General features: G+C 68.6%; 21 protein-coding genes. 15 read left to right on the top strand and 6 right to left on the bottom strand.

Going from position 1 to position 21,014, the window contains the following annotated elements; translation table 11 throughout:
* Positions 1-185 precede the first annotated feature (185 nt).
* The 4 genes from LCL61_RS06505 to LCL61_RS06490 are packed head-to-tail and all read left to right on the top strand — an operon-like array spanning position 186 to position 3,741.
* Complete coding sequence (locus tag LCL61_RS06505) at positions 186-833, top strand: ABC transporter permease (protein ID WP_340686010.1); 648 nt, start codon at positions 186-188, stop codon at positions 831-833.
* Complete coding sequence (locus LCL61_RS06500) at positions 820-2,004, top strand: ABC transporter ATP-binding protein (protein ID WP_425341982.1); 1,185 nt, start codon at positions 820-822, stop codon at positions 2,002-2,004. The genes LCL61_RS06505 and LCL61_RS06500 overlap by 14 nt, the downstream gene beginning before the upstream one ends.
* Positions 2,001-2,780 (top strand): ABC transporter permease, encoded by a 780-nt coding sequence (locus LCL61_RS06495; protein WP_340686008.1) that lies wholly within the window; start codon positions 2,001-2,003, stop codon positions 2,778-2,780. Before LCL61_RS06500 ends, LCL61_RS06495 begins: the two co-directional genes overlap by 4 nt.
* 1 nt (position 2,781) lies before the next feature.
* The gene (locus LCL61_RS06490; RefSeq protein ID WP_340686007.1) at positions 2,782-3,741 is read left to right on the top strand and encodes a glycine betaine ABC transporter substrate-binding protein; all 960 of its coding nucleotides are present in this window, start codon (positions 2,782-2,784) and stop codon (positions 3,739-3,741) included.
* An 89-nt stretch (positions 3,742-3,830) separates the two neighbouring features.
* Here the strand turns inward: LCL61_RS06490 and LCL61_RS06485 are convergent, their stop codons facing one another.
* Positions 3,831-4,295, bottom strand: coding sequence for a DUF6474 family protein (locus LCL61_RS06485; protein ID WP_340686006.1), 465 nt, complete (start codon positions 4,293-4,295; stop codon positions 3,831-3,833).
* A gap of 90 nt (positions 4,296-4,385) precedes the next feature.
* Between LCL61_RS06485 and LCL61_RS06480 the strand changes: the two genes are divergently transcribed.
* The 3 genes from LCL61_RS06480 to LCL61_RS06470 all read left to right on the top strand — a co-directional run bounded on the left by LCL61_RS06480 (position 4,386) and on the right by LCL61_RS06470 (position 7,582).
* Positions 4,386-6,032: a TM0106 family RecB-like putative nuclease gene (locus tag LCL61_RS06480; protein ID WP_340686005.1), complete on the top strand. Its 1,647-nt coding sequence runs from the start codon at positions 4,386-4,388 to the stop codon at positions 6,030-6,032.
* Between the two features lie 81 nt (positions 6,033-6,113).
* Entirely contained in the window at positions 6,114-6,719 is a 606-nt protein-coding gene (locus LCL61_RS06475) for a PadR family transcriptional regulator (RefSeq protein ID WP_340686004.1), read from the top strand.
* A gap of 122 nt (positions 6,720-6,841) precedes the next feature.
* On the top strand, positions 6,842-7,582 hold the full coding sequence (locus tag LCL61_RS06470) for a class I SAM-dependent methyltransferase (RefSeq protein ID WP_340686003.1): 741 nt from the start codon (positions 6,842-6,844) through the stop codon (positions 7,580-7,582).
* Positions 7,583-7,651: 69 nt separating this feature from the next.
* Here LCL61_RS06470 and LCL61_RS06465 read toward each other — a convergent pair whose 3' ends face one another.
* Positions 7,652-8,410: an SDR family NAD(P)-dependent oxidoreductase gene (locus LCL61_RS06465; protein ID WP_340686002.1), complete on the bottom strand. Its 759-nt coding sequence runs from the start codon at positions 8,408-8,410 to the stop codon at positions 7,652-7,654.
* A gap of 159 nt (positions 8,411-8,569) precedes the next feature.
* Between LCL61_RS06465 and LCL61_RS06460 the strand changes: the two genes are divergently transcribed.
* Positions 8,570-9,880, top strand: a complete 1,311-nt coding sequence (locus LCL61_RS06460; protein ID WP_340686001.1) for a UDP-glucose/GDP-mannose dehydrogenase family protein — start codon at positions 8,570-8,572, stop codon at positions 9,878-9,880.
* A 10-nt stretch (positions 9,881-9,890) separates the two neighbouring features.
* Here LCL61_RS06460 and LCL61_RS06455 read toward each other — a convergent pair whose 3' ends face one another.
* Positions 9,891-10,469 (bottom strand): TetR/AcrR family transcriptional regulator, encoded by a 579-nt coding sequence (locus LCL61_RS06455; protein ID WP_340686000.1) that lies wholly within the window; start codon positions 10,467-10,469, stop codon positions 9,891-9,893.
* A gap of 111 nt (positions 10,470-10,580) precedes the next feature.
* On the opposite strand from LCL61_RS06455, the gene LCL61_RS06450 reads away from it, so the two are divergent.
* Genes LCL61_RS06450 through LCL61_RS06440 form a run of 3 tightly spaced genes read left to right on the top strand, consistent with a single transcriptional unit; the run spans position 10,581 to position 13,990 of the window.
* Positions 10,581-11,774: an FAD-dependent monooxygenase gene (locus tag LCL61_RS06450; RefSeq protein ID WP_340685999.1), complete on the top strand. Its 1,194-nt coding sequence runs from the start codon at positions 10,581-10,583 to the stop codon at positions 11,772-11,774.
* Between the two features lie 12 nt (positions 11,775-11,786).
* Positions 11,787-12,194: a hypothetical protein gene (locus LCL61_RS06445; protein ID WP_340688506.1), complete on the top strand. Its 408-nt coding sequence runs from the start codon at positions 11,787-11,789 to the stop codon at positions 12,192-12,194.
* A 32-nt stretch (positions 12,195-12,226) separates the two neighbouring features.
* Positions 12,227-13,990 (top strand): gamma-glutamyltransferase family protein, encoded by a 1,764-nt coding sequence (locus LCL61_RS06440; protein WP_340685998.1) that lies wholly within the window; start codon positions 12,227-12,229, stop codon positions 13,988-13,990.
* Positions 13,991-13,992: 2 nt separating this feature from the next.
* Here LCL61_RS06440 and LCL61_RS06435 read toward each other — a convergent pair whose 3' ends face one another.
* The 3 genes from LCL61_RS06435 to LCL61_RS06425 are packed head-to-tail and all read right to left on the bottom strand — an operon-like array spanning position 13,993 to position 16,866.
* Positions 13,993-14,871 (bottom strand): VOC family protein, encoded by an 879-nt coding sequence (locus tag LCL61_RS06435; RefSeq protein WP_340685997.1) that lies wholly within the window; start codon positions 14,869-14,871, stop codon positions 13,993-13,995.
* On the bottom strand, positions 14,864-15,382 hold the full coding sequence (locus LCL61_RS06430) for a sigma-70 family RNA polymerase sigma factor (RefSeq protein ID WP_340685996.1): 519 nt from the start codon (positions 15,380-15,382) through the stop codon (positions 14,864-14,866). Before LCL61_RS06430 ends, LCL61_RS06435 begins: the two co-directional genes overlap by 8 nt.
* Positions 15,383-15,435: 53 nt before the next feature.
* Entirely contained in the window at positions 15,436-16,866 is a 1,431-nt protein-coding gene (locus LCL61_RS06425) for an MFS transporter (protein ID WP_340685995.1), read from the bottom strand.
* Between the two features lie 108 nt (positions 16,867-16,974).
* Between LCL61_RS06425 and LCL61_RS06420 the strand changes: the two genes are divergently transcribed.
* The 4 genes from LCL61_RS06420 (at position 16,975) to LCL61_RS06405 (ending at position 20,569) form a co-directional block, all read left to right on the top strand.
* Complete coding sequence (locus LCL61_RS06420) at positions 16,975-17,808, top strand: helix-turn-helix transcriptional regulator (protein ID WP_340685994.1); 834 nt, start codon at positions 16,975-16,977, stop codon at positions 17,806-17,808.
* Positions 17,809-17,872: 64 nt separating this feature from the next.
* Positions 17,873-18,721, top strand: coding sequence for a hypothetical protein (locus tag LCL61_RS06415; protein WP_340685993.1), 849 nt, complete (start codon positions 17,873-17,875; stop codon positions 18,719-18,721).
* Positions 18,722-18,779: 58 nt separating this feature from the next.
* Positions 18,780-19,904, top strand: a complete 1,125-nt coding sequence (locus LCL61_RS06410; RefSeq protein WP_340685992.1) for a sensor histidine kinase — start codon at positions 18,780-18,782, stop codon at positions 19,902-19,904.
* Positions 19,901-20,569, top strand: coding sequence for a response regulator transcription factor (locus LCL61_RS06405; RefSeq protein ID WP_340685991.1), 669 nt, complete (start codon positions 19,901-19,903; stop codon positions 20,567-20,569). The genes LCL61_RS06410 and LCL61_RS06405 overlap by 4 nt, the downstream gene beginning before the upstream one ends.
* Positions 20,570-21,014: the final 445 nt, after the last annotated feature.

The following is a 21,014-nucleotide window of genomic DNA, read 5'->3' as shown; positions in this document are numbered from 1 at the left end:
GTGGGAAAGACACCGCCGGACCAGCGCGTGCGTTTGCCCATTTAGGCCGAATGGGGAAGGTTGACGGGATAAAAGGCGGTAAACAGGGGTTTGACCGCGCGGCTTTTGGGTAGTCAGGCTCCCGATACAGCTACTCCGAATGGGTGAGGAGTCTCACCCAGAGGCGGCGGGAGAACCAGCACGCGATGAATCTCTTCGAGTACATCTCGGATCGGTGGGACAGACTCGCCCTCCAAGGGCTCCTCCATGTCAGCGCGGTCGTGCAGTGCACGATCCTGGCCGCCGTCCTCGGCGTGGTGATCGGCGTCGCCGTCTACCGCAGCCCGATCGGGTCGGCCGTGGCCACGGCGCTGGCGAGCACGATCCTCACCGTCCCCTCCTTCGCTCTCCTGGGGCTTCTCATTCCCGTGTTCGGCCTCGGCGCGAACACCACGGTCATCGCCCTCGTGCTCTACGCGCTGCTGCCGATCGTGCGGAACACGATCGTCGGGCTGAGCGGCGTGGATCCGGCGGTCAGCGACGCGGCGCGCGGGATCGGCATGAGCCGCTTCGGCGTGCTGACCAAGGTGGAGCTGCGGCTCGCCTGGCCCGCGATCCTCGCCGGTATGCGGGTCGCGACGCAGATGCTCATGGGTATCGCGGTCATCGCGGCCTACGCGAAGGGACCGGGCCTCGGCTCGGAGGTCTTCTCCGGCCTCACCAACGCGGGGAGCACGAACTCCCTCAACCAGGCACTGACCGGGACGCTCGGGGTGGTCGTCCTCGCACTGGTCCTCGACGCCGTTTACGTACTGATCAACCGTTTGACCGTCTCTAGGGGTGTCCGTGGCTGAGTCTCCTGAAACCGTATCCGGCGTCGAAATCGAGCTGGAGAACGTCACGAAGCGCTACTCCGGCACCCGTGAGCCCGCGGTCGACGACTTCTCGATGGTGGTGCCCGCCGGCAAGATCGTGGTCTTCGTCGGCCCGTCCGGCTGCGGCAAGACCACGACCATGCGGATGATCAACCGGCTGATCGAGCCGACGTCGGGCCGGATCACCATCGGCGGCGACGACGCGCTGAAGCTCGACGTCGACACCCTGCGCCGTCGCATCGGCTACGCGATCCAGCAGGCCGGGCTGTTCCCGCATTTCACCGTCGCGCAGAACATCGCCGTGGTGCCGGGGCTGCTCGGCTGGGACAAGAAGAAGGTCAACGACCGGGTCGAGGAGATGATGGACCTGGTCGGGCTGGACCCGGCCGATTTCCGCGACCGGTTCCCGCGTCAGCTGTCCGGTGGACAGCAGCAGCGCGTCGGCGTCGCGCGGGCGCTCGCGGCGGATCCGCCGGTGCTGCTGATGGACGAGCCGTTCGGCGCGGTCGACCCGATCACCCGCGGCAACCTGCAGGACGAACTGCTGCGGCTCCAGACCGACCTGAAGAAGACCATCGTCTTCGTCACCCACGACTTCGACGAGGCCGTGAAGCTCGGCGACAAGATCGCGGTGCTCGGCAACCAGTCGAAGATCCTGCAGTACGACACCCCGGACGCGATCCTCGCGAACCCGGCCGACGACACCGTCGCCGGCTTCGTCGGTGCCGGCGCCTCGCTGAAGCAGCTGACGCTGCTGCGGGTCCGTGACGTCGAGCTGAAGCAGGACGCGCTGACGGCGACGGTGAGCGAGTCGCCGTCCTCGGTGCGCGAGAAGCTGACTCAGCAGCGCAAGCATTTCGTGCTGGTGCTCGACCAGCGCCGCCGTCCGATGCGGTGGGTGCACGTCCGCGAGCTGACCAAGGCGACGTCGCTGTCGACCGCGGGCAAACCGCTGCGCGACTACGTCAGCCTCCAGTCGACCCTGCAGGACGCGCTCGAAGCCATGCTCGCCGAGGGCGGCAGCGTCCCGGTGACCGGCGCGCGCGGCGAGTACGCCGGGACGATCGAACTCGACACCGTCATCTCGACGATCCAGCAGCTGCGCGAGGAGCACTCCGACGACAGCCCGGCGGAAGGTGTGACCGCATGACGGCCACCGTCGATACCGGCTTCTCCACCGAGTCCTCGTCGAGAAGCGCCGAACGGGTCCGGTTGTTCGCCCAGCCCGCCGCGGTGCTGCTGATCGTCGCCGGGGTGCTGATCTGGGTCTTCGCCAGTGACCTCACCGCGACGGAGAAGGAAACGCTCAACGCCGCCGGGCTGCTGGCCGCGCTGCGCGACCACCTGGCGATGACCGTCGTGGTCACCGCGATCGTGGTCGCCGTGGCGGTGCCGCTCGGCGTGCTCGTCACGCGGCCGTGGGCGAAATGGGCGGCGCCGGTCTTCCTGGCGGTCGCGAACATCGGCCAGGCCGCGCCCGCGCTCGGTGTGCTGGTGCTGTGGTTCATCGTCACCGGCGCCACCGGCGGGCTGTGGGTGGCGGCGCTGCCGCTGGCGTTCTATTCGCTGCTTCCGGTGCTGCGGAACACGATGGTCGGCCTGCAGCAGGTCGAGCCCGCGCTGATCGACGCCGGCCGCGGTATCGGCATGTCGGCGTCCGGCGTGCTGTGGCGGGTGGAGTTCCCGCTGGCCATCCCGTTGATCTTGGCCGGTCTGCGGACCTCGCTGGTGCTGGCCGTCGGCACGGCGACCTTCGGCATGTTCGTGAACGCCGGTGGTTTCGGCCTGCTGATCGACACCGGTTACAAGCTCAACCTGACGAAGGTGCTGATCACCGGCTCGGTGCTCGCCGTCGCGCTGGCGCTGCTGGTCGACTGGCTCGGCGCGGTGGCGGAACAGTTCTTCGGACCGAAGGGACTGCGCTGACATGCGACTCAAGGCGATCTTCGGTGCGGTCCTGTTGTGCGGCACGCTTTCCGCGTGCGGGCTGGAGGTCAACACCGCGCTGCCGTACAAGATCGAACCCGGTTCGATCCAGCCCATCGAGTCGCTCAAGGGCGTCAAGGTGACGGTGGGCTCGAAGGACTTCACCGAGAACATCATCCTGGGCTACATGGCCGAGATGGCGCTTTCCGCGGCGGGCGCGGACGTCGTCGACCTGACCGACATCAAGGGCTCGAACTCGTCGCGGCAGGCGCTGCTCGCCGGCCAGACCGACGTCACGTGGGAGTACACCGGCACCGGCTGGATCAACTACCAGGGCAACGAACTCCCCGTCCCCGGCGGGGAACAAGCCCAGTACGAAGCCACGAAGGCGGCGGACGAGGCGAAGTTCGGCGTCACCTGGCTGAACTACTCGCCGCTCAACGACCAGTACGCCTTCGCTGTCACCGAAGCCTATGGCGCGGCGAACGACCTGAAGACGACGTCGGACCTGGCGGAATTCCTGAAGCGGAAGCCCGATCAGAACGTGTTCTGCCTGGAGACCGAATTCACCAGCCGCCAGGACGGTTTCCCCGCCGCCGTGCGGGCGTACGGGTTCCAGAACCCGGTGATCAAGAACTTCGGCATCGGCACGATCTACTCGGCCGTGGCGAGCGGGACCTGCCCGATCGGCGAGATCTTCACGACCGACGGCCGGATCGCCGGGCTCAACCTTCGCGTCCTCGAAGACGACAAGAAGGCGTTCCCGCAGTACAACGCCGTGCCGACGCTGCGGACGGAATTCCTGAAGCAGCACCCGGAACTGCGGGGACCGCTAGAAGCCGTCGCCGCGGCCCTCGACAACGAGCAGATGATCGAGCTGTGCAAGCAGGTCGACGTCGACGGTCGTGACCAGGGCGAGGTCGCCTACGAGTGGATGAAGAAGAAGGGGTTCATCTCCTAGCCGGGGGCTGAAGGGGACTTTCCCCGCATCACACGCGGCGAAGGGAGCTTTCCTCGCATCTCATGCGGGGAAAGCTCCCTTCAGCTCGCTCAGATCCCGAGGCGGTGCAGCAGCTTTCCCTCCAGCTGGTCCAGCTCCCCGGCCACGGCCCGATGCGCCGCCTTCCGCCGTGCGGCGGGCATCCGCTCCGAAGCGCGAACGGTCGCCGAAAGCTGCTCCAGCGTCCCCTGGGTGTCCTTCGCGAAGGCCGCGTCGGCGTCGGTCGCCTTCGCCGACCTCTTCAGCTCCGCGAGTCCCTGCGTCAGCCCCGCGATCCGCGCGTGCAGCGCGGCACCGCGTCCGCTGTACTCGCCGAGCTGGTCGATGGCGACGCCGAGCTTCTTCGCTTGATAACGGTCGTATAGCTCTCGCGCGGCACCCGCCGCTCGAACGGCGTACGGCGCGATCACCGGCAGTACGGCCGGTCCGAGCACTTTGGCCACCGCGACGGCGTTCTTCGCCTTCTTCGGGGTAAACCTGCCTTCGCCCTCGACGGCTTTGGCCTTGCGCGCCATGGCACCTCCCACGCTGTGTCACAGACGAACTTACTGGTCCCCGATGTGGCGGGCATGTCGGCTTGCCGGACGCCTTCTAGAGTGTTGCCTGTGAGTAACGAGGTGCTACTGGACGCGGGAGCGGTGAGCCGCTGCCGGCGTCGCGTGCACCTGGAACACGATCCGGCGATGCGCGAGGTCCCGCTCGCCCCGCCCGACCCCGCCGCGCAGCAGCGGATCGCCGACGCGTCAGCGCATCGCGAGGCGATCGTGCAGCGCCTCATGGAGGCGACGGGACCCGACGCGACCTGGGTCAAGATCCCCCGAGACCTCCCGGCCGCCGAGCGCGTGCAGCTCACCGAAGAGGCCTTCGCCGCCGAAGCGCGCTACGTCTGGGGCGCGCTGCTCCCGGTGGATCGCGCCGGTCACCGGCGTGGTGGCTCCGAACTCCTGGTCCACACCGGTGACGGATACGTGCCGGTGCTGGTCGTGCGGCACCGCATCACCGATCGCGGCGCGGGCGCGCCGACCACGGTGATGACCGACCTCGATCCGGCGAACCGGCTGCCCGATCCGGCGCGAAAGGTCCGCTCGCAGCCGCGGGACCAGATGCGGCTCGCGCACCTCTACCGGATGCTCGAAGCGCTCGGAAAGCACGAAGGGCACCGCGCCGTCGGCGGCGTCATCGGGCTCGACGCGGACGTCGTCGTCTGGCACGACCTGTCCGCGGCCACCTGGCCGGGCGGCCGAAGCGCGCTGACGGAGTACCAGAGCCGCTTCGTCGACAGGCTCGCCATCGCGAGCGCCGCCGCCGAGGGCGAGGAGCCGCTCGCCGAGCCGTCCCGCGTTCTCGAATGCCGGCGCTGCCCGTGGTGGCCGACGTGCGAGGTCGTGCTCACCGAAACCCGTGACGTCAGCCTGGTCGTCCGCGGCGAGGACGCGATGGAGCTCCGCCGCGCCGGGGTGTCCACAGTGGACAAGTTGGCCGCGCTCGATCCGGCCGACGAACCGCCGCCGATGAACTGGACCGGCGGCACGTTCGCCGACGCGATCATCCTCGCGCGCGCCTGGCTCGCCGATCTCACGATGGTGCGCAAGGTCGACCGCGTCGAGGTCCCGCGCGGTGACGTCGAGGTCGACGTCGACATGGAGAGCTTCGGCGATTCCGGCGCGTACCTGTGGGGTTCGCTGCTGACGGGCGCCGACATCGGGATGGAGCAGGGCTATCGCGCGTTCGCGACGTGGGAGCCGCTGCCGACCGCGGACGAGGCCCGGTCGTTCGCCGAGTTCTGGGCCTGGTTCACCGAAGTCCGCGAGCGCACGCTCGCCGCGGGCCTGACCTTCCGCGCCTACTGCTACAACGCGCTCGCCGAGAACCGCTGGCTCTTCGGCTCCGCCGACCGGTTCGGCGAGTACCCCGGCGTTCCGAAGAAGGCCGAGATCGCGTCCTTTGTGGACTCCGAGGAGTGGATCGATCTCTTTCGCAGCGTCACCGACCAGTTCCTCTGCTCGCAGGGCAAGGGGCTCAAGGTGATCGCGCCGGTCGCCGGATTCGACTGGCGCGACCCGGAAGCGGGCGGTGAGGCGTCGATGAGGTGGTACCGCGACGCCGTCGGCATGGACGGCGGACTCCCGGACGCCGCCCAGCGGGAGCGCCTGCTGCGCTACAACGAGGACGACGTCCTGGCGACGCACGCGCTGCGTAACTGGATGACCGACCACGCGCAGACGTCCGTACCGTACATGAACGACCTCTGAGCACCCGGTCGCCGGGAAGCTTGCGATCACGCGCGTCCCTGCGGATACTCGTAGACGAGTATTCGTCAACGAGGAGGCGTGTTGAAGCGGCGGAAGGTCGGGAATCTGCTGGCGCTGGCGATCCTGTCCACGCTGAACGAGCGGCCGATGCATCCGTACGAAATGGCCTCGATCCTGAAGAGCCGCGGCAAGGACCGCGACATGGGGATCAAATGGGGCTCGTTCTACACGGTCGTCGGCAACCTGCGGAAACACGGCTTCATCGAGGCCGCCGAGAGCGGTCGCGACGGTGCCCGCCCCGAGCGCACGGTGTACCGGATCACCGACGCCGGCCGTGACGAGATGCTCGACTGGCTGCGTGAACTGCTGGCCGGACTCGCGCCGGAGGAGCCGAAGTTCGTCGCCGGGCTGTCGGTGCTGGGCTGGCTCGGGCCGGACGAGGTGATCGCCCTGTTCCGCACCCGGCTGGCCGCACTGGACGAAGACATCGCCTCGACCCGGGCCGAACTGGCGCGGCTGCTGGAGGAGATCCCGCGGCTGGTGCTGCTCGAACTCGAATACCACCTGGCGATCCGAGTGGCGGAAGCCGAATGGGTCCGCTCGATCCTCGGGGAACTGACTTCCGGCTCGATGCCCGGTCTCGCCGAATGGCGGGCCCTGTTGGCCGAAAGGGGGAGCACCGGCTAGCCGAAAGAACCCCGGCGAGGTGTTGCAGCACCCCGCCGGGGTGACGATCCCGCAACCGGAACCCGGCCACGAGACGGCACTTCGAGGATAACCGGGCTCCGGGAAACCAACCTGGAGTGACCATGACGAACATCAAGGACAGGAAGCGGTTCAAGCTCATCCCGGAGATGGGCGGCGCGCTGGCGCGGAACTACGCCCGGCAGCGCGGCACCGAACCGCAGATCGAACTCTGGCGGACGCAGGCGCGGGAACTCACCGCGAACCTGCCGGAAGGCGCGAAGATCCTCGAGGTCGCCTTCGGCCCCGGCTACTTCGCCGTCGAACTGGCGCGGCTCGGGTTTTCCGTCACCGGACTGGACGTCGCGCCAACGTTCGTGGAGATCGCGAGCGAGTACGCGCGGGCCGAAGGCGTCGAGGTTTCGTTCCGCGAGGGTGACGTCGCGGCGATGCCGTTCGACGACGAGACGTTCGACTTCGTCGTCTGCCAGGCCGCGTTCAAGAACTTCGTGTGGCCGGTGAAGTCGCTCGACGAGATGTACCGCGTGCTGCGCCCGGGTGGCACGGCGGTGGTGCAGGACATGAACCGGGACGCGACCGACGGTGACATCGTGCGTGAGGTCGCGAGCATGAAGCTCGGCAAGCTGGCCGCGCTGGCGACCCGGCAGACACTCGGCCAACTGCGGCGGCGCGCTTACACGCCTGTCGATTTCAGCGGGCTGGTCGCCGAAACCTCTNTCGGCCAACTGCGGCGGCGCGCTTACACGCCTGTCGATTTCAGCGGGCTGGTCGCCGAAACCTCTTTCCGGACCTGTGCGGTCACCACCGCTGGGATCGGCCTGGACGTCCGCCTCACCCGCCCCTGATCTGACATGAAGGACTCCTTCATCGCAAATTTCGCGATGAAGGAGTCCTTCATGTCACGTGGGGGAGGCTCAGCGAGGGGCCATGCGCAGCGAGCCGTCCATCCGGATGACCTCGCCGTTCAGGTAGTCGTGGTCGATCAGCGACAGCGCGAGCTGCGCGTACTCGTCCGGCCGCGCGAGCCGCTTCGGGAACGGAACGCCCTCGGCCAGCGAAGCGCGGAACTCCTCGCTCACCGTCGCCAGCATCGGGGTGTCGACGATGCCCGGCGCGATGGTCAGCACGCGGATGCCGTGCGACGCGAGGTCGCGCGCGGCGGGCAGGGTCATCCCGACGATGCCGCCCTTGGACGACGAGTACGCGACCTGCCCGATCTGGCCGTCGAAGGCGGCGACCGACGCGGTGTTGATGATGACGCCGCGCGCGTTGTCGGCCAGCGGCTCGGTCTTGGCGATGGCCTCGGCGGCCAGCGTCAGCACGTTGAAGGAGCCGATCAGGTTGATCTGGACGACCTTCGCGTACAGGGCGAGGTCGTGCGGGCCCTTCTTCGAAAGGATCCGCGCGGACGGTCCGATCCCGGCGCAGTTCACCACGGTCCGCAGCGGCACCCCGGACTCGGCGGCGGTCGAGACCGCCGCCCGCACCTGCTCCGGGTCGGTGACATCGGCCTCGACGTAGGTGACGTTCTCGATCTGCTCGGCGTTCGCGATGGCACCGGCGAGGTCCAGCGCGAAGACCCGCGCGCCCTTCGCGGCGAGCGCCTTCGCGGTCGCGCCGCCGAGCCCGGACGCGCCACCCGTGACGAGCGCCGCGGTATCGGTGATCTGCATGTTCTCCCTTTCGTCGACAACCGTTCATAGGTTAACGCTCGTTCGCATCGGGCCTGGGTGGGATGGCTCACTCCGGGTGCGCAGCATGTCGTGAGGAGTATTCGGACCTGAAGCATTCCGTTCGCTCGGAGGTCAACTCCGGCTGTCACCTTCAGCACCATGAGCGCTGCTCGGATCGTGGTGGTGGGGACGGGTTACGTCGGATTGACCACGGGAGCCTGCTTGGCCGGCCTGGGGCATCGAGTCACTTGCGTCGATGTCGACCAGGCGAAGGTCGCAAGGCTCTCCGCCGGACGGGTGGACATCCTGGAGCCGGGATTGTCCGAGCTGGTGTCGAGGGGACTGACCAGCGGAAGACTCGAATTCGTGGTCGGCGCGCGCGACGCGGTTCATGACGCGGAGGCCGTTTTCCTTTGTGTGCCGACGCCGATGGGCGCGGGCGGCTCGGCGGACCTGCGGGCCGTCGAGGCCGTGACCACAGAGATCGGCGACGTCATCCCGCCGGGGTGCGCGCTGGTCACCAAATCGACCGTTCCGGTGGGGACGTCGAAGCGCATCCAGGCGATGCTCGGCCGCACGGACGTGCCGGTCGTGTCGAACCCGGAGTTCCTGCGTGAAGGCACCGCGGTGGAGGACTTCCTCGGCCCCGACCGGATCGTCGTCGGTTCGGACGACGTCGCGGCCGCCCGCTGGGTCGGCGATCTCTACGCCGATCTCGCCGCCCCCGTCGTCGTCGCCGACGCGGCCAGCGCGGAACTGGTGAAGTACGCGGCGAACTGCTTCCTCGCGATGAAACTGTCCTACGTGAACTCGATCGCCGAACTGTGCGAACGCCTCGGCGCGGACATCGACCTGGTCACCGAGGGCATGGGTTACGACCGGCGCATCGGCCGCTCGTTCCTCAAGCCCGGCCCCGGCTGGGGCGGCTCGTGCCTGCCGAAGGACACCAGCGCGCTGGTCCGGGTCGCCGAGTCGGTGCAGTACGACTTCACGCTGCTCACCTCGGCGATCGAGGAGAACATCGCGCAACGGGACCGGATCGTCGCGAAGATCGCCGGCGCCGTCGGCGGCACGCTGGCCGGTTCGCGGATCGGCGTCCTCGGGCTGGCGTTCAAAGCCGGGACGAACGACCTGCGCGACTCGCCAGCCCTCGCGGTCGCTTCGGTGCTGGGCGCGCTCGGCGCGGAACTGACCGCCTACGACCCCGCCGTCGGCGGCCACATCGACGGCATGACCGTCGTCGACGACCCGTACCAGGTCGCGAAGGCGGCCGACGCCGTCGTCGTGCTGACGGAATGGGACGAGTTCAAGCGGCTCGACTGGACCTACATGGCCGAGCAGATGGACGGCGACGCGGTCGTCGACACGCGCAATCTCCTCGACCCGCAACGGATCCTGGACGTCGGCCTGTCGTGGCAGGGCGTCGGGCGGCCGCGGGCGGCGCTGCGGCGGACGGTCGCCGTCTCCTGACCCACCTGCCTCATCGCACCAGGGAGACGAGGTTGAGCAGCCCGTCCACGACCTCCTCGGCCGTCGGGCCGTTCTCCGGGTCGAGCATGTGCTGCAGCATCACGCCCGAATTCAGGGCCGTGGCGACCGCGCCGATCCGGCGCTCGTCCGCCTCGGTGAGGGTGTCCTCGTCGATCCCGAGGATGCCGGCGGCCATTCCCCGGCGGCCCTCGCGTTGCGCGGCGGCGAGCTGTTTACGTAGCTCAGGGTGGTGTTCGGACTGCACGAACGCCTCGATCGAGGCAATCCACAGCTGCCGGTTGCGCCCGTAGGAGTCGATCATCGCGCGCCAGGACGCCGCGTACTGCTCCGAGGGCGACGCGTCGGGGTCGACGGCACTCCGCATCTCGATCTGGATCTCTCGGCCCCAGTCGTCCATCGCCTGCGAGAACGCCGTCAACAGCAGGGCTTCGCGCGATCCGAAGTGATAGCCGATCGCCGCGTGGCTGACCCCGGCCGCCGTCGCGATGTCCCGCACCGTCGTGCGTGACCAGCCTTTTTCCTTCAAGCACTGGATGGCGCCCGCCATCAGGTCCTCGCGATTACCCATGCCCGGATCCTAGACCACGCGGTTTATCCACTTGGTTTAACCAAGCGGCTTGACCAAGCGTGCAAATCTGCCGTACGGTCGTTCCCGGCATCACGAACCCAGGGAGCAGCCATGACGACCACCGTTCTGATCTCCGGCGCCGGCATCGCGGGCCCGGCCCTCGCCTTCTGGCTGCGGAAGCGCGGTTTCGCGCCGACCGTCGTCGAACGCGCCCCGGCCCTGCGCGAAGGCGGCAGCGCGGTCGACTTCCGCGGCGAGCAGATGACCCTGCTCAAGCGCATGAGGATCCTTGAAGACATCCGCGCGAAGGAGACCGCGATGGGCGCGCAGGTCATCGTCGACACGCGAGGCAAGAAGGTCGCGCAGATGCCGTCCGTCTTCTTCAGCGGCGAAGTCGAGATCGAGCGCGGAGACCTGACGCGCATCCTCTACGACCACACGAAAAACGACGTCGAGTACGTCTTCGGCGACTGGATCACCGGGCTGGACGAGGTCGCGGACGGCGTCGACGTCGGCTTCGCCCACGGCGAGTCACGCAGATTCGACCTGGTCGTCGGCGCGGACGGGCTGCACTCGGGCGTGCGGCGGCTGACGTTCGGCGACGAAGAGCGATTCCGCACCGACCTCGGCTTCCACACCGCGGGCTTCACCGTGCCGAACCACCTCGGCCTCGACCATCTCGGCCAGATCTGCAGCGTCCCCGGCCGGACGGTCATGGTCGCCAGCGGTCATGACCGTGCGGCGCTCAACGTCAGTCTTGTCTTCGCGTCGGAGTCGCTGGAGGTGCGGCGACGCGACGTCGAGGCGCAGAAGAAGGTCCTCGCCGAGCGCTACGCCGACTTCGGCTGGGAAGCCCCGACGCTGCTGGAAGGCCTTGGCGACGTCGACGCGCTGTATTTCGATTCACTCAGCCAGATCCACCTCGACAAGTGGTCGCAGGGCCGGGTCGTGCTGCTCGGCGACGCGGCGTGGTGCGCGGGTCCCGGCGGTTCGGGCACCGGGCTCGCGATGATGGGCGCGTACATCCTGGCCGGGGAACTCGCCGCCGCGCAGGGCGATCACGAAGTCGCTTTCGCGCGCTACGAAGATAAACTGCGCGGTCCGGTGAAGGTCTCGCAGAAGCAGGCGGCCGGGATCGGCACGTTCCTCGCGCCGAAGACCCGGTTCATGGTCGGCTACCGGAACTTCCTGTACCGGGTACTGGGTTCGCGGCCGATGACGAAGGTGTTCACGTGGATCACCTCGCGGGCGGCGAACGCGGCGACGCTCGAAAACTATGACGCCCCGGTGATCGCGCGGGGATAGTTTCGGTGGGTGATGGACCAGAAGGAATTCCGCCGGGCCTGCTACGAGGCTGCCCGGCGGACGGCCGGTGATGTGAAGGAGTTCCAGTACTCCTATTACGTGCCGAATTTCGACCAGTGCCACATCGCTTATCCCCACCGCACCGTCGCCGTGCTGTGGACGCGGGACTGGGGCAAGAACGCGACCTGGCACGGGCTCGGCATCGCCGCGACGCCGGTGGAATCCGGTTCGCTCACCTTCATCGACGAGCCGGGTCTGCTGGCCGTCTTGAAAGAACTGCTCCCCGCCTGCCGGATCTTCACCCGTGCCGAGCTCGAGGGGCCGCTTGACCAGGCCGAGTGGCCTTGGGTCGATGAAGACGACGTCAGGTACTGGCGGCCTGACAACCTCGGCGAGGCCCTCTTCAACCACTGGGACTGAAAAAGTAGTTAGCAAAGCGTAGTATCGGCCTCGTGTTCACGACCAGGCCGGAACTGGCCGGCACCCACGGCATGGTGGCATCGACGCACTGGCTGGCCTCGGCCACCGGCATGGCGGTGCTCGAAAACGGCGGCAACGCCTTCGACGCGGCGGTAGCGGCCGGGTTCGTCCTGCAGGTCGCCGAGCCGCATCTGTGCGGCCCGGCGGGGCAGGTCCCCGGCATCTTCGTCACCGCCGAGGATCGGACTCCGCGAGCTCTCGCAGGTCAGGGGGTCTCGCCCGCGGCCGCGACGCCGGAGTACTTCGCGGATCTCGGGCTCGACCTGATTCCCGGAAGCGGTTTGCTCCCCGCGACCGTCCCGGGGGCCTGGGACGGTTGGCTGCTGCTCCTGCGGGATCACGGCACGAAGTCGTTGCGTGACGTGCTCGGCTACGCGATCTCGTACGCGCGCAACGGGATTCCGCTGGTCAGCCGGGTCGGTGACACGATCCGCGCGGTACAAGACCTCTTCACCGAGCATTGGCCGACGTCGGCGGCACTCTGGTTGCCGGATGGCAAGCCCGCCGAAGGGCTGCACCGCAACCCGGCCCTCGCGGACACCTGGGAACGGCTGGTCGCCGAGGCCGAGTCGGTCAGTGGCCGGGAGGCACAGATCGACGCCGGACGCCGCGCGTGGTCGCAAGGTTTCGTCGCCGAGGCGATCGAAGCGTTCAGCCGCAAGGCTTTCCGTGACGATTCCGGGCGCGATCACGCCGGTCTGCTCACCGGCGAGGATATCGCGGGCTGGGAGGCGACGTACGAGGATGCGCTGCAGGTCGACTTCGGTGACTGGGGCCTGGTGAAGATGGGCGCCTGGACGCAGGGCCCGGCGTTGCTGCAGCAGGCGCGGTTGCTGGACGGGCTGCGCGACGAACTGTCCTATGTGGATGGTATTCCGACGGAACGCACGATCCACTTGGCCGTCGAGGCGACGAAACTGGCGTTCGCGGACCGTGAGGCTTGGTACGGGGATTCGCCCGACGTGCCGATCGAGTTGCTGATCTCCCGCGAGTACGCGGACGTCCGCCGCGCGTTGATCACCGAAGAAGCGTCCGCCGAACTCCGGCCCGGTGGTCCTTCGCCGAGGCTGCCCGCGATCCTCGAAAAGCTGCGCGGACTGGAATCCGGCTCCGGTGCGACAGGGGAGCCGACGGTCGGACCGCTGGGCGAGACTCGCGGCGACACCGTGCACATCGACGTCGTCGACGCGGCAGGGAACATGATCTCGGTGACGCCGTCGGGTGGCTGGCTGCAGTCGAGCCCGACGATCCCGGAACTCGGTTTCTGTCTCGACTCGCGTGGGCAGATGTTCTGGCTGGAACAGGGTTTGCCGAACTCGCTGGCACCTCGGAAGCGGCCGCGGATCACGCTTTCGCCGTCGATGGGCCTGCGTGACGGCGAGCCGGTGCTCGCGTTCGGGACCCCCGGCGGCGACCAGCAGGACCAGTGGCAGCTGTGTTTCTGGCTGGCGCACACGCTCGGCGGGCTGAACCTGCAGGAGTCGATCGACTCGCCCGCGTGGCATACGACCGCGTTCCCGAGTTCGTTCTATCCGCGTTCGTGGACGCCGCGGGAACTCGTGGTCGAGTCGCGGCTCGGTCAGTCCACAATGGACGCTCTCGCCGCGCGCGGGCACGCCGTGGTCGACGCGGGACCTTGGGCGCTCGGGCGGCTTTCGGCCGTGTCGCGGTCCGGCGGCGTGCTTCGCGCCGCCGCCAACGCGCGCGGCATGCAGGGTTACGCGGCCGGTCGCTGAGGTCAGGAGCGCGGCTGTTCCCAGAGCCAGAATTCGATGCCCTGGTTGTCCACGCACTCGGCGCTCAGGCCGTAGGGCTGCTGTTCGGTTTCGCCTGCCTGGCCGCCTTGGGCGCGGACACGGTCGAGGGCGGCGGCGAGATCGTCGACGGCGTACATGAGTTTCCAGCCCACCTGCCGTCCCGGGCCACCCCAGAGTCCGCCCTGCAGGCCGGAACCTTCGACGCCCCAGCCGCCTTCGACCCGCCCGGGCGAGAACTGCCAGCCCAGAACGGCTCCGTAGAACGCCTTCGCGCGTTCGTCGTCGGGCACCTGGAAAGTGAAGTAACCCGCTTCGCCGTGCCGGATCGGCGTAGTGCCCGAAGCGGGCCGAGACGCAGCCTGCGCGACGAGCCACCGCTGGCCGTACGGGTCCTTGATCTCCCCGCTCAGCCCGTGGCCTTCGTCCGCGACGGGACGTCGCAGTTCCCCGCCCAGCTCCACGGCCCGCGCGGCCGCCGCATGGACGTCCGCGACCTCGACCCGGATCAGCGGGCCACCGGCGGGCGCCACGACGATGCCCAGTTCGGGAAATTCCTCCGCGAACATCAGCACGCTGTCCCCGATGGCCAGTTCCGCGTGGCCGACCCGGCCGTCCTCCATCACGATCGGATCGGACCGCCGCCGTGCCCCGAACACCTCGACATAGAAGTCGAGCGCGGCGCGGGCGTCCGTCACCACGAGGTACGGCGTCAAAGAGCGGACTTCGGCATCGGTATCGAGTGTCATCTCGGCTCCGTTCAGGACGGCGCGACGAAGGTTGTCGCGCAGGTCGGCGGCGAAGAGCGGGTCAGGCTCGACAGGCTCGGAGGGCGCGCGAAGCGCGTCGAACGGATCAGGCATCGCGACCCTCCTTCTCCTGGTAAGCACGCCGGAACGCGGAACGGGCCCGCACGAGCAACGCCTCCGTGGCGTGCACCGTGCGCTCGAGATGCTCGGCGACCTCCGCGACCGGGAGGCCGTCGACGTAGCGAAGCGTCAACGCGGCTTGATGATGCGCCCCGAGCGACGCGAGCACCTCTCGTGCCAGCAGCGCGTCCAGCCGTTCGTCCCACGGATCGGTGTACTCCTCCTCGTGGACGAGCCGCAGCCCGCGTTCCTCACGTGCTTTGCGCCGCCAGTGATCGGCGAGCTTGTGCCGGGCGACGCCGATCAGCCACCCGGTGCTCACTGGGGGTGCGAACTCCTTGCGACAGGCCCTCACCGCGCCGAGGAACGTCTCGGACGTCAGCTCCTCGGCGAGGGTGCGATCACCGCACCGGGACAGCAGGTACCCGTAGACCTCCGGCAACGCCGTCTCGTAGAGCGAAAGCAGCGCGAAGGCCGGGTCCCGATGCACCCGTGGTTCCGTCACATCCCCATCGTCGCTCGGGGAGCCACAACTCCGACGGGTGAACTCGAACTTTCTCAGCCCCGTGGATCCGGCAGCCGCCGGGCCACCGTGATCACCCCGGCCGTCAGCACCGCCTGAATCCCGATGACCAGCACGAACGCGCCCTTCATCCCGAGCGGCCCGGCGCCGGCGGAGGCGAACAACGTTCCCAGCGTCGCCACGCCCAACGCCATCGCGGCCTGCTGTGACGTCGTCAGCATCCCGCTGCCGACCCCGGCGATCTCCGGCGGCACCTTCGACAGGACGATCCGGAACACCGTCGTCATCGCCAGTCCCTGACCGAGACCGCACAGCAGCATCCCCGGCACGAAATCGAGCACTCCCAGGTCCGGCCACTCCAGCAGCACGGTGCCGATCAGCACCAGCAGCCCGAGCAGCTGCACCGAGAGACCGGCAGCCACCACCCGCTGCCCGAACCGCGTCACCAGGCGGCTGCTGACCAGGCACATCGCGAAGAACGCGAGCGAAAGTGGCGCCGTCACCAGACCGGATCCCAGCGGGCCGAGGTGCAGCCCGTCCTGCAGCGTCACCGCGAACACGAACATGAACGCGCTGAACCCGACGAAGAACGGCACCCCGACCAGCAGCCCTTGCCGCACGCTCGGCAGCCGCATCACCGATGGCGGCAGCAGCGGGACCCCGCCCTGGCGTTCCATCCGGCGCTCGACATGGACGAATCCGGCCGCGGCGAACGGGAAGACGACGAGCAGCGCGATCGTCCACAGTGGCCAGTCCAGCACCGGTCCTTCCGCCAGGGGGAGCAGCAGCGAAACCAACGCGATCGCCAGGAAGATCGTGCCGGGACGGTCGACGCCGAGCGGGTTCCGCGAGCGGCTCTCCGGAACGAGCCGCCGCGCGACCAGCAGACCGGCGATCCCGACGGGCACGTTGACCAGGAAGATCGGCCGCCAGCCGGTGCCCCAGAGATCGGCGGCCACCAGCGCCCCGCCGAGGAACTGGCCGAGCACCATCGAAAGCCCCGCTGTCGCGCCGTAGAGACCCAGAGCCTTGGCCCTGCGTTCGCCGGTCGTGGTCGCCTGGATGATCGACAGCACCTGCGGCAGCATCAGCGCGGCCGCCGCCCCCTGCGCGGCCCGTGCCAGCACCAACGTCAACGCCGTCGGCGCGATCCCGCAGAGCAGGGAGGTGAAGGTGAACGAGGCGAGCCCGATCAGGAACAGCTTGCGGCGGCCGAAGGCGTCACCGAGCCGTCCGCCGACCACGAGCAGGACGGCGTAGGCGATCCCGTAGGCCGCGACCACCAGTTCCAAGGTGGCGGACGAGGTGTGGAGGTCCGAACCGATCGCGGGCAGGGCGATGTTGACGATGAAGAAGTCGATGAGCGGAAGTGCCGCCCCCAGCAGCACGGTGACCAGGCCCGCCGAGGTCAGGGCCGGTCCGGCGGCGACGCGGGCAGGCGTCGCCGGAACTTGCGTGGAAGTCATGAGTACCACGATCAGCCGATCTCGACCCTGGTACCAGGAGTGTGTTTATCCTGGTACCGCCACTACCTGGTAACCGGCTTCGAGCTTTGCGAACCTGATGAGGTGACCATGACCGCCGATTCGCGAGTGGCCGAGGTGCGACGGCACGAACTGGCGGCCTTCCTGCGCAGCCGCCGCGAGCGCATCACCCCGGACCAGGTCGGCCTGCCGATCAGCGGCAGGCGCCGCACGCCGGGACTGCGCCGCGAGGAGGTCGCGCAGCTGGCCGGGGTCGGGGTCACCTGGTACACGTGGCTCGAACAAGGACGCGACATCAACGCGTCCGAGCAGGTGCTGGACGCGATCTCCCGCACCTTGCGGCTCGACCCGCACGAGCACACGCACCTGTTCACCCTCGCCGGCGCGCCCGAGCCGCCGCTGGAGAAGGACTGCAAACTCCTCAGCCAGAACATCCACCGGATGATGAACAAACTGGAGCCGTTCCCGGTCTGCGTGCGCAACGCGCGGTGCGACATCCTCGCCTACAACCGGGCCTACGACTGGCTGATGGGCGGCCTCGACGACATCCCGTTCGAGGAGCGCAACACGCTGATCCAGTGCCTGACCAATCCCGAGTGGCGCCGCAGGCTCCCGGACTGGGAGCTCAACCTGCCCCGGGTGGTCGCCGGTTTCCGCGCCGCGATGGCCGAACACATCGCCGAGCCGGCGTGGAAGAACCTGGTCAAACGCCTGCGACAGGAGTCCGAGCTCTTCGAACGGATGTGGAAGGAACACGACGTCTCCACCGAACGGATCGTGGTCAAGCGCTACCTGCACCCGGACGTCGGCCTGCTGCGCTTCGAATTCTCGTACCTGTACCTCGGACGGCGTTCCGAGATCTCCCTGGCGACGCTGACCCCGGCGGACGAGGAGACCGCGGCGAAACTGCCCAGCTCCTTCTGAAGGGGGAGGCGGACGAGGCTCGCGAGGGAGCCTTTCCGCGGCGCGAACGCCGACGCTGGTGAGCATGACCGTAGCGATGGCTCCCCCCAAGATCTCCAGTGCTCGCCTGATCGTCTGCTACGCCGCGATCCTGGGCACGCTCCCGTACCTGACCCTCAAGGCGTCCTGGGTCACCGGCGGCAGCCTCGGCCTGCGTGATCCGTCCTTTGTGGACTCCGACCTGATGATGTTCGCGAACCTGGTCACCGGCGGGATGGACGTCGTCGCGGTGCTCCTCGCGCTGGCGTTCACCTACTCCTGGGGCCGCCGGATCCCCGCGCCGCTGGTCCTGTTCCCGATCTGGATCGGCACCGGGCTGCTCGCGCCGATCGTGCTGGACCTCCCGGTGATCATCGCCGAACTGTCCACGGCGCGACTGACCGAAATGCCGCTGGAGAACTGGGTCTGGGCCGTCGTCTACGGCGGCTTCGCCTGGCAGGGCATCCTGCTGCTGACCGCGTTCGTGCTGTACGCCCGCGATCGCTGGTGGTTCGTCGTCACCGGCACCGTGAAGCCGGGCACGATCGGTGTGGCGGGCCTGCTCGGCATCGTCGCCGCGCTCGTCACGGCGATCGGCCACACGATCTGGGCGTTCGGGACCGGCGGTATCGCGGCCCGCGGCCAGGACGTCGTGATCGCGGTGCTCGGCGTCCTCGCCGCGATCGCGCTGGCGAACGTGTCGCGAGGACGGTTCTGGCCGCGGCTGGTGCTGGTGTGGACCGGCGCCGGGGCGATGGCCGGCACGGGGGCATGGGCTTTGTTCAGCGCGTTCACCATGGGATCCACCGGGCGCGTGGCGGTGCTGGCCGTCCAGGTGATCGGCGGCGTGCTGATGATGATCTCGGTCCTGCGGCGCCTACCGCGGGCGGCGTAGCCGGGAAGCCGCTTTTCAACGGACGCGATCCGTCTCCGCCCCGGGTAGCTTTCGCCCTGTGCTGCTGAAAGAACGGTTTCCGTGGAGCCCCTGGGTGGGCCGCGTGCTGCGCGTGGTGCTTCCGCTGGGGTTCGTCCTCGGCGCCACGAGCGGCGCCTCACGCTGGCAGCCGGACTCGCCGCAGCTGACCACGTCCGGCGTGCTGTGGTTGGTCGCCATCGCGGTACCGCTGCTGATCGTCCACCGCTTCCCGATGACGATCTTCCTGCTCACCTCCGCACTGACGCTCGGCTACTACGCGTCCGGCAACCCGGGCGGGCCGGCGATCGTGCTGCCGACCATCGCGCTGTTCCTGCTCACCAAGATCCGCGGGCCGATCGTCGCCGGGGGCACCGGCGGAGCGCTCCTGGCGGCGGCGGGGATCGCGTTGTTCGTCCGGCACGGGTTCGCCGGCTTCGATCTGCGGACCGGGCTGGGCCTGGTCTGGGTGATCGCGGTCGTCGGGGTCGGGACGGCGGTGCGCAATGGGATGGCGGCCGCGCGGGCCCGCCGTGAGCAGGCCGACGAGCACCGGCACCGGATGGCCGAGCAGGAGCGGCTCACCATCGCCCGCGAGGTGCACGACGTCGTCGCGCACAGCCTCGCGATGATCAACGTCCAGGCCGGGGTCGCCGCGCACGTCGCCGACCGGCGTCCTGAGCAGGCGAAAGAGGCGTTGCTGAACATCAAGGAGGCGAGCGCTTCGGCGCTGAAGGACCTTCGCGCCACGTTGGCCGTGCTGCGTTCCGGCGAGGACAAGGCGCCCGCGCCGAGCCTCGCCCAGGCCGACGAGCTGTTCGAGCACGCCCGCGCCGCCGGGCTCGAGGTCCGCGTCGACGGTGCGCCGGGAGAGCTGCCCGCGCCCGTCGACGGCGCCGCGTACCGGATCCTGCAGGAATCGCTGACGAACGTGGTCCGTCACGCGCATCAGGCGCGGGGTGTCGACGTCAGATTCGAGCGGAAAACCGGTGCGCTGACGCTGCTCGTCCGCGACGATGGCCGTGGCGCCGTCGATCCCGCGCCCGGTCACGGCCTGCGCGGGATGTCCGAACGGGCGGCCGCGCTGGGCGGCGCGCTCACGACATCCGTGGTGGACGGCGGATTCCAGGTCCGCGCGGACCTGCCCATCGAGGGGGAACGATGACGATCCGGGTGGTTCTCGCCGACGACCAGGTGCTGGTCCGCGCCGGTTTCCGGGTTTTGCTGGAGACCGAGGACGGGTTCGAGGTCTGTGCCGAGGCGGGGGACGGCGAGCAGGCCGTCGCGGCCGCCGTCGACCACAAACCGGACATCGTCGTGATGGACGTCCGGATGCCCGGCGTCGACGGGCTCGAAGCGACGCGGCGGATCACCGCGAATCCCGAGCTGGCCGGGGTGAAGGTCCTGGTTCTGACCACGTTCGACGTCGACGAGTACGTCTACGAGGCGTTGCGCGCCGGCGCGAGCGGGTTCCTGCTGAAGGACACCGATCCGGTGGAGTTGCTGCGGGCGCTGAAGGTGGTCGCCGCGGGCGAGGCCCTGCTGGCGCCGACCGTGACCAGGCGGCTGATCGCGGAGTTCGTCGACCGGCCGGAGAACCGCCGTATCGACGTGAGCGCCGTCCGTGAGATCACCGACCGCGAACGCGAGGTTCTCGGCCTGGTCGCCGGCGGTATGTCGAACGACGAGATCGCCGCGCATCTGGTGATTTCGACGGCGACCGCGCGCACGCACGTCAGCCGCATCATGACCAAGATCGGGGCGCGGGACCGGGCGCAGCTGGTGGTGCTGGCGTACGAGTCCGGCCTGGTCAGCCCTCGCCGGGGTTGAGGTTCCCCCAAAATGCTGACATTGCCGGAAAAACTCGGACGACCACGCGGAGTCATGAAGAGTGGCTCAATGCTGACGCTCCGTTAAATTCGCGTCTCGTTGGCTCGCCATCGAGCTTCGGACAGGACGTGCATCTGCACGTGCACTCTTGGTGGTTCGGCCTCATCTCCGTCTCCACCAGGGGGCGAGGGGAAGCGACGGGTCTATCCGAGACGACGACGCGAAAACAATACGGACGTACGGCAAGCCCTGATTTCCTGACGAGTATAGAAGTATCGCGTGAGGCTGCCGCTCAAATCCGTGTACGGTGGGTGATTTTTTCTTCGGCCGTCGCGTGGAATGACGGTCACTTTCCGTCGCGAAATCGCTCCCTGGACGGGGTCGGCTCCCACTGTGTTGCTTTGTCGCAATGGTGCTGAGCATTAGTCTTCAGCTGAACGGCAAG

Source organism: Amycolatopsis coloradensis (assembly GCF_037997115.1).
GTDB lineage: Bacteria > Actinomycetota > Actinomycetes > Mycobacteriales > Pseudonocardiaceae > Amycolatopsis > Amycolatopsis coloradensis_A.
The sequence above is the reverse complement of the archived record's forward strand: the minus strand, read 5'-3'. Positions and strand labels throughout refer to the sequence as shown.

Coding starts and splice junctions, on each gene's coding strand:
- LCL61_RS06450 (WP_340685999.1), top strand. CDS start 10,581: ATGACGACCACCGTTCTGATCTCCGGCGCCGGCATCGCGGGCCCGGCC.
- LCL61_RS06505 (WP_340686010.1), top strand. CDS start 186: ATGAATCTCTTCGAGTACATCTCGGATCGGTGGGACAGACTCGCCCTC.
- LCL61_RS06435 (WP_340685997.1), bottom strand. CDS start 14,871: ATGCCTGATCCGTTCGACGCGCTTCGCGCGCCCTCCGAGCCTGTCGAG.
- LCL61_RS06465 (WP_340686002.1), bottom strand. CDS start 8,410: ATGCAGATCACCGATACCGCGGCGCTCGTCACGGGTGGCGCGTCCGGG.
- LCL61_RS06420 (WP_340685994.1), top strand. CDS start 16,975: ATGACCGCCGATTCGCGAGTGGCCGAGGTGCGACGGCACGAACTGGCG.
- LCL61_RS06445 (WP_340688506.1), top strand. CDS start 11,787: ATGGACCAGAAGGAATTCCGCCGGGCCTGCTACGAGGCTGCCCGGCGG.
- LCL61_RS06415 (WP_340685993.1), top strand. CDS start 17,873: ATGACCGTAGCGATGGCTCCCCCCAAGATCTCCAGTGCTCGCCTGATC.
- LCL61_RS06455 (WP_340686000.1), bottom strand. CDS start 10,469: ATGGGTAATCGCGAGGACCTGATGGCGGGCGCCATCCAGTGCTTGAAG.
- LCL61_RS06425 (WP_340685995.1), bottom strand. CDS start 16,866: ATGACTTCCACGCAAGTTCCGGCGACGCCTGCCCGCGTCGCCGCCGGA.
- LCL61_RS06485 (WP_340686006.1), bottom strand. CDS start 4,295: ATGGCGCGCAAGGCCAAAGCCGTCGAGGGCGAAGGCAGGTTTACCCCG.
- LCL61_RS06490 (WP_340686007.1), top strand. CDS start 2,782: ATGCGACTCAAGGCGATCTTCGGTGCGGTCCTGTTGTGCGGCACGCTT.
- LCL61_RS06405 (WP_340685991.1), top strand. CDS start 19,901: ATGACGATCCGGGTGGTTCTCGCCGACGACCAGGTGCTGGTCCGCGCC.
- LCL61_RS06460 (WP_340686001.1), top strand. CDS start 8,570: ATGAGCGCTGCTCGGATCGTGGTGGTGGGGACGGGTTACGTCGGATTG.
- LCL61_RS06495 (WP_340686008.1), top strand. CDS start 2,001: ATGACGGCCACCGTCGATACCGGCTTCTCCACCGAGTCCTCGTCGAGA.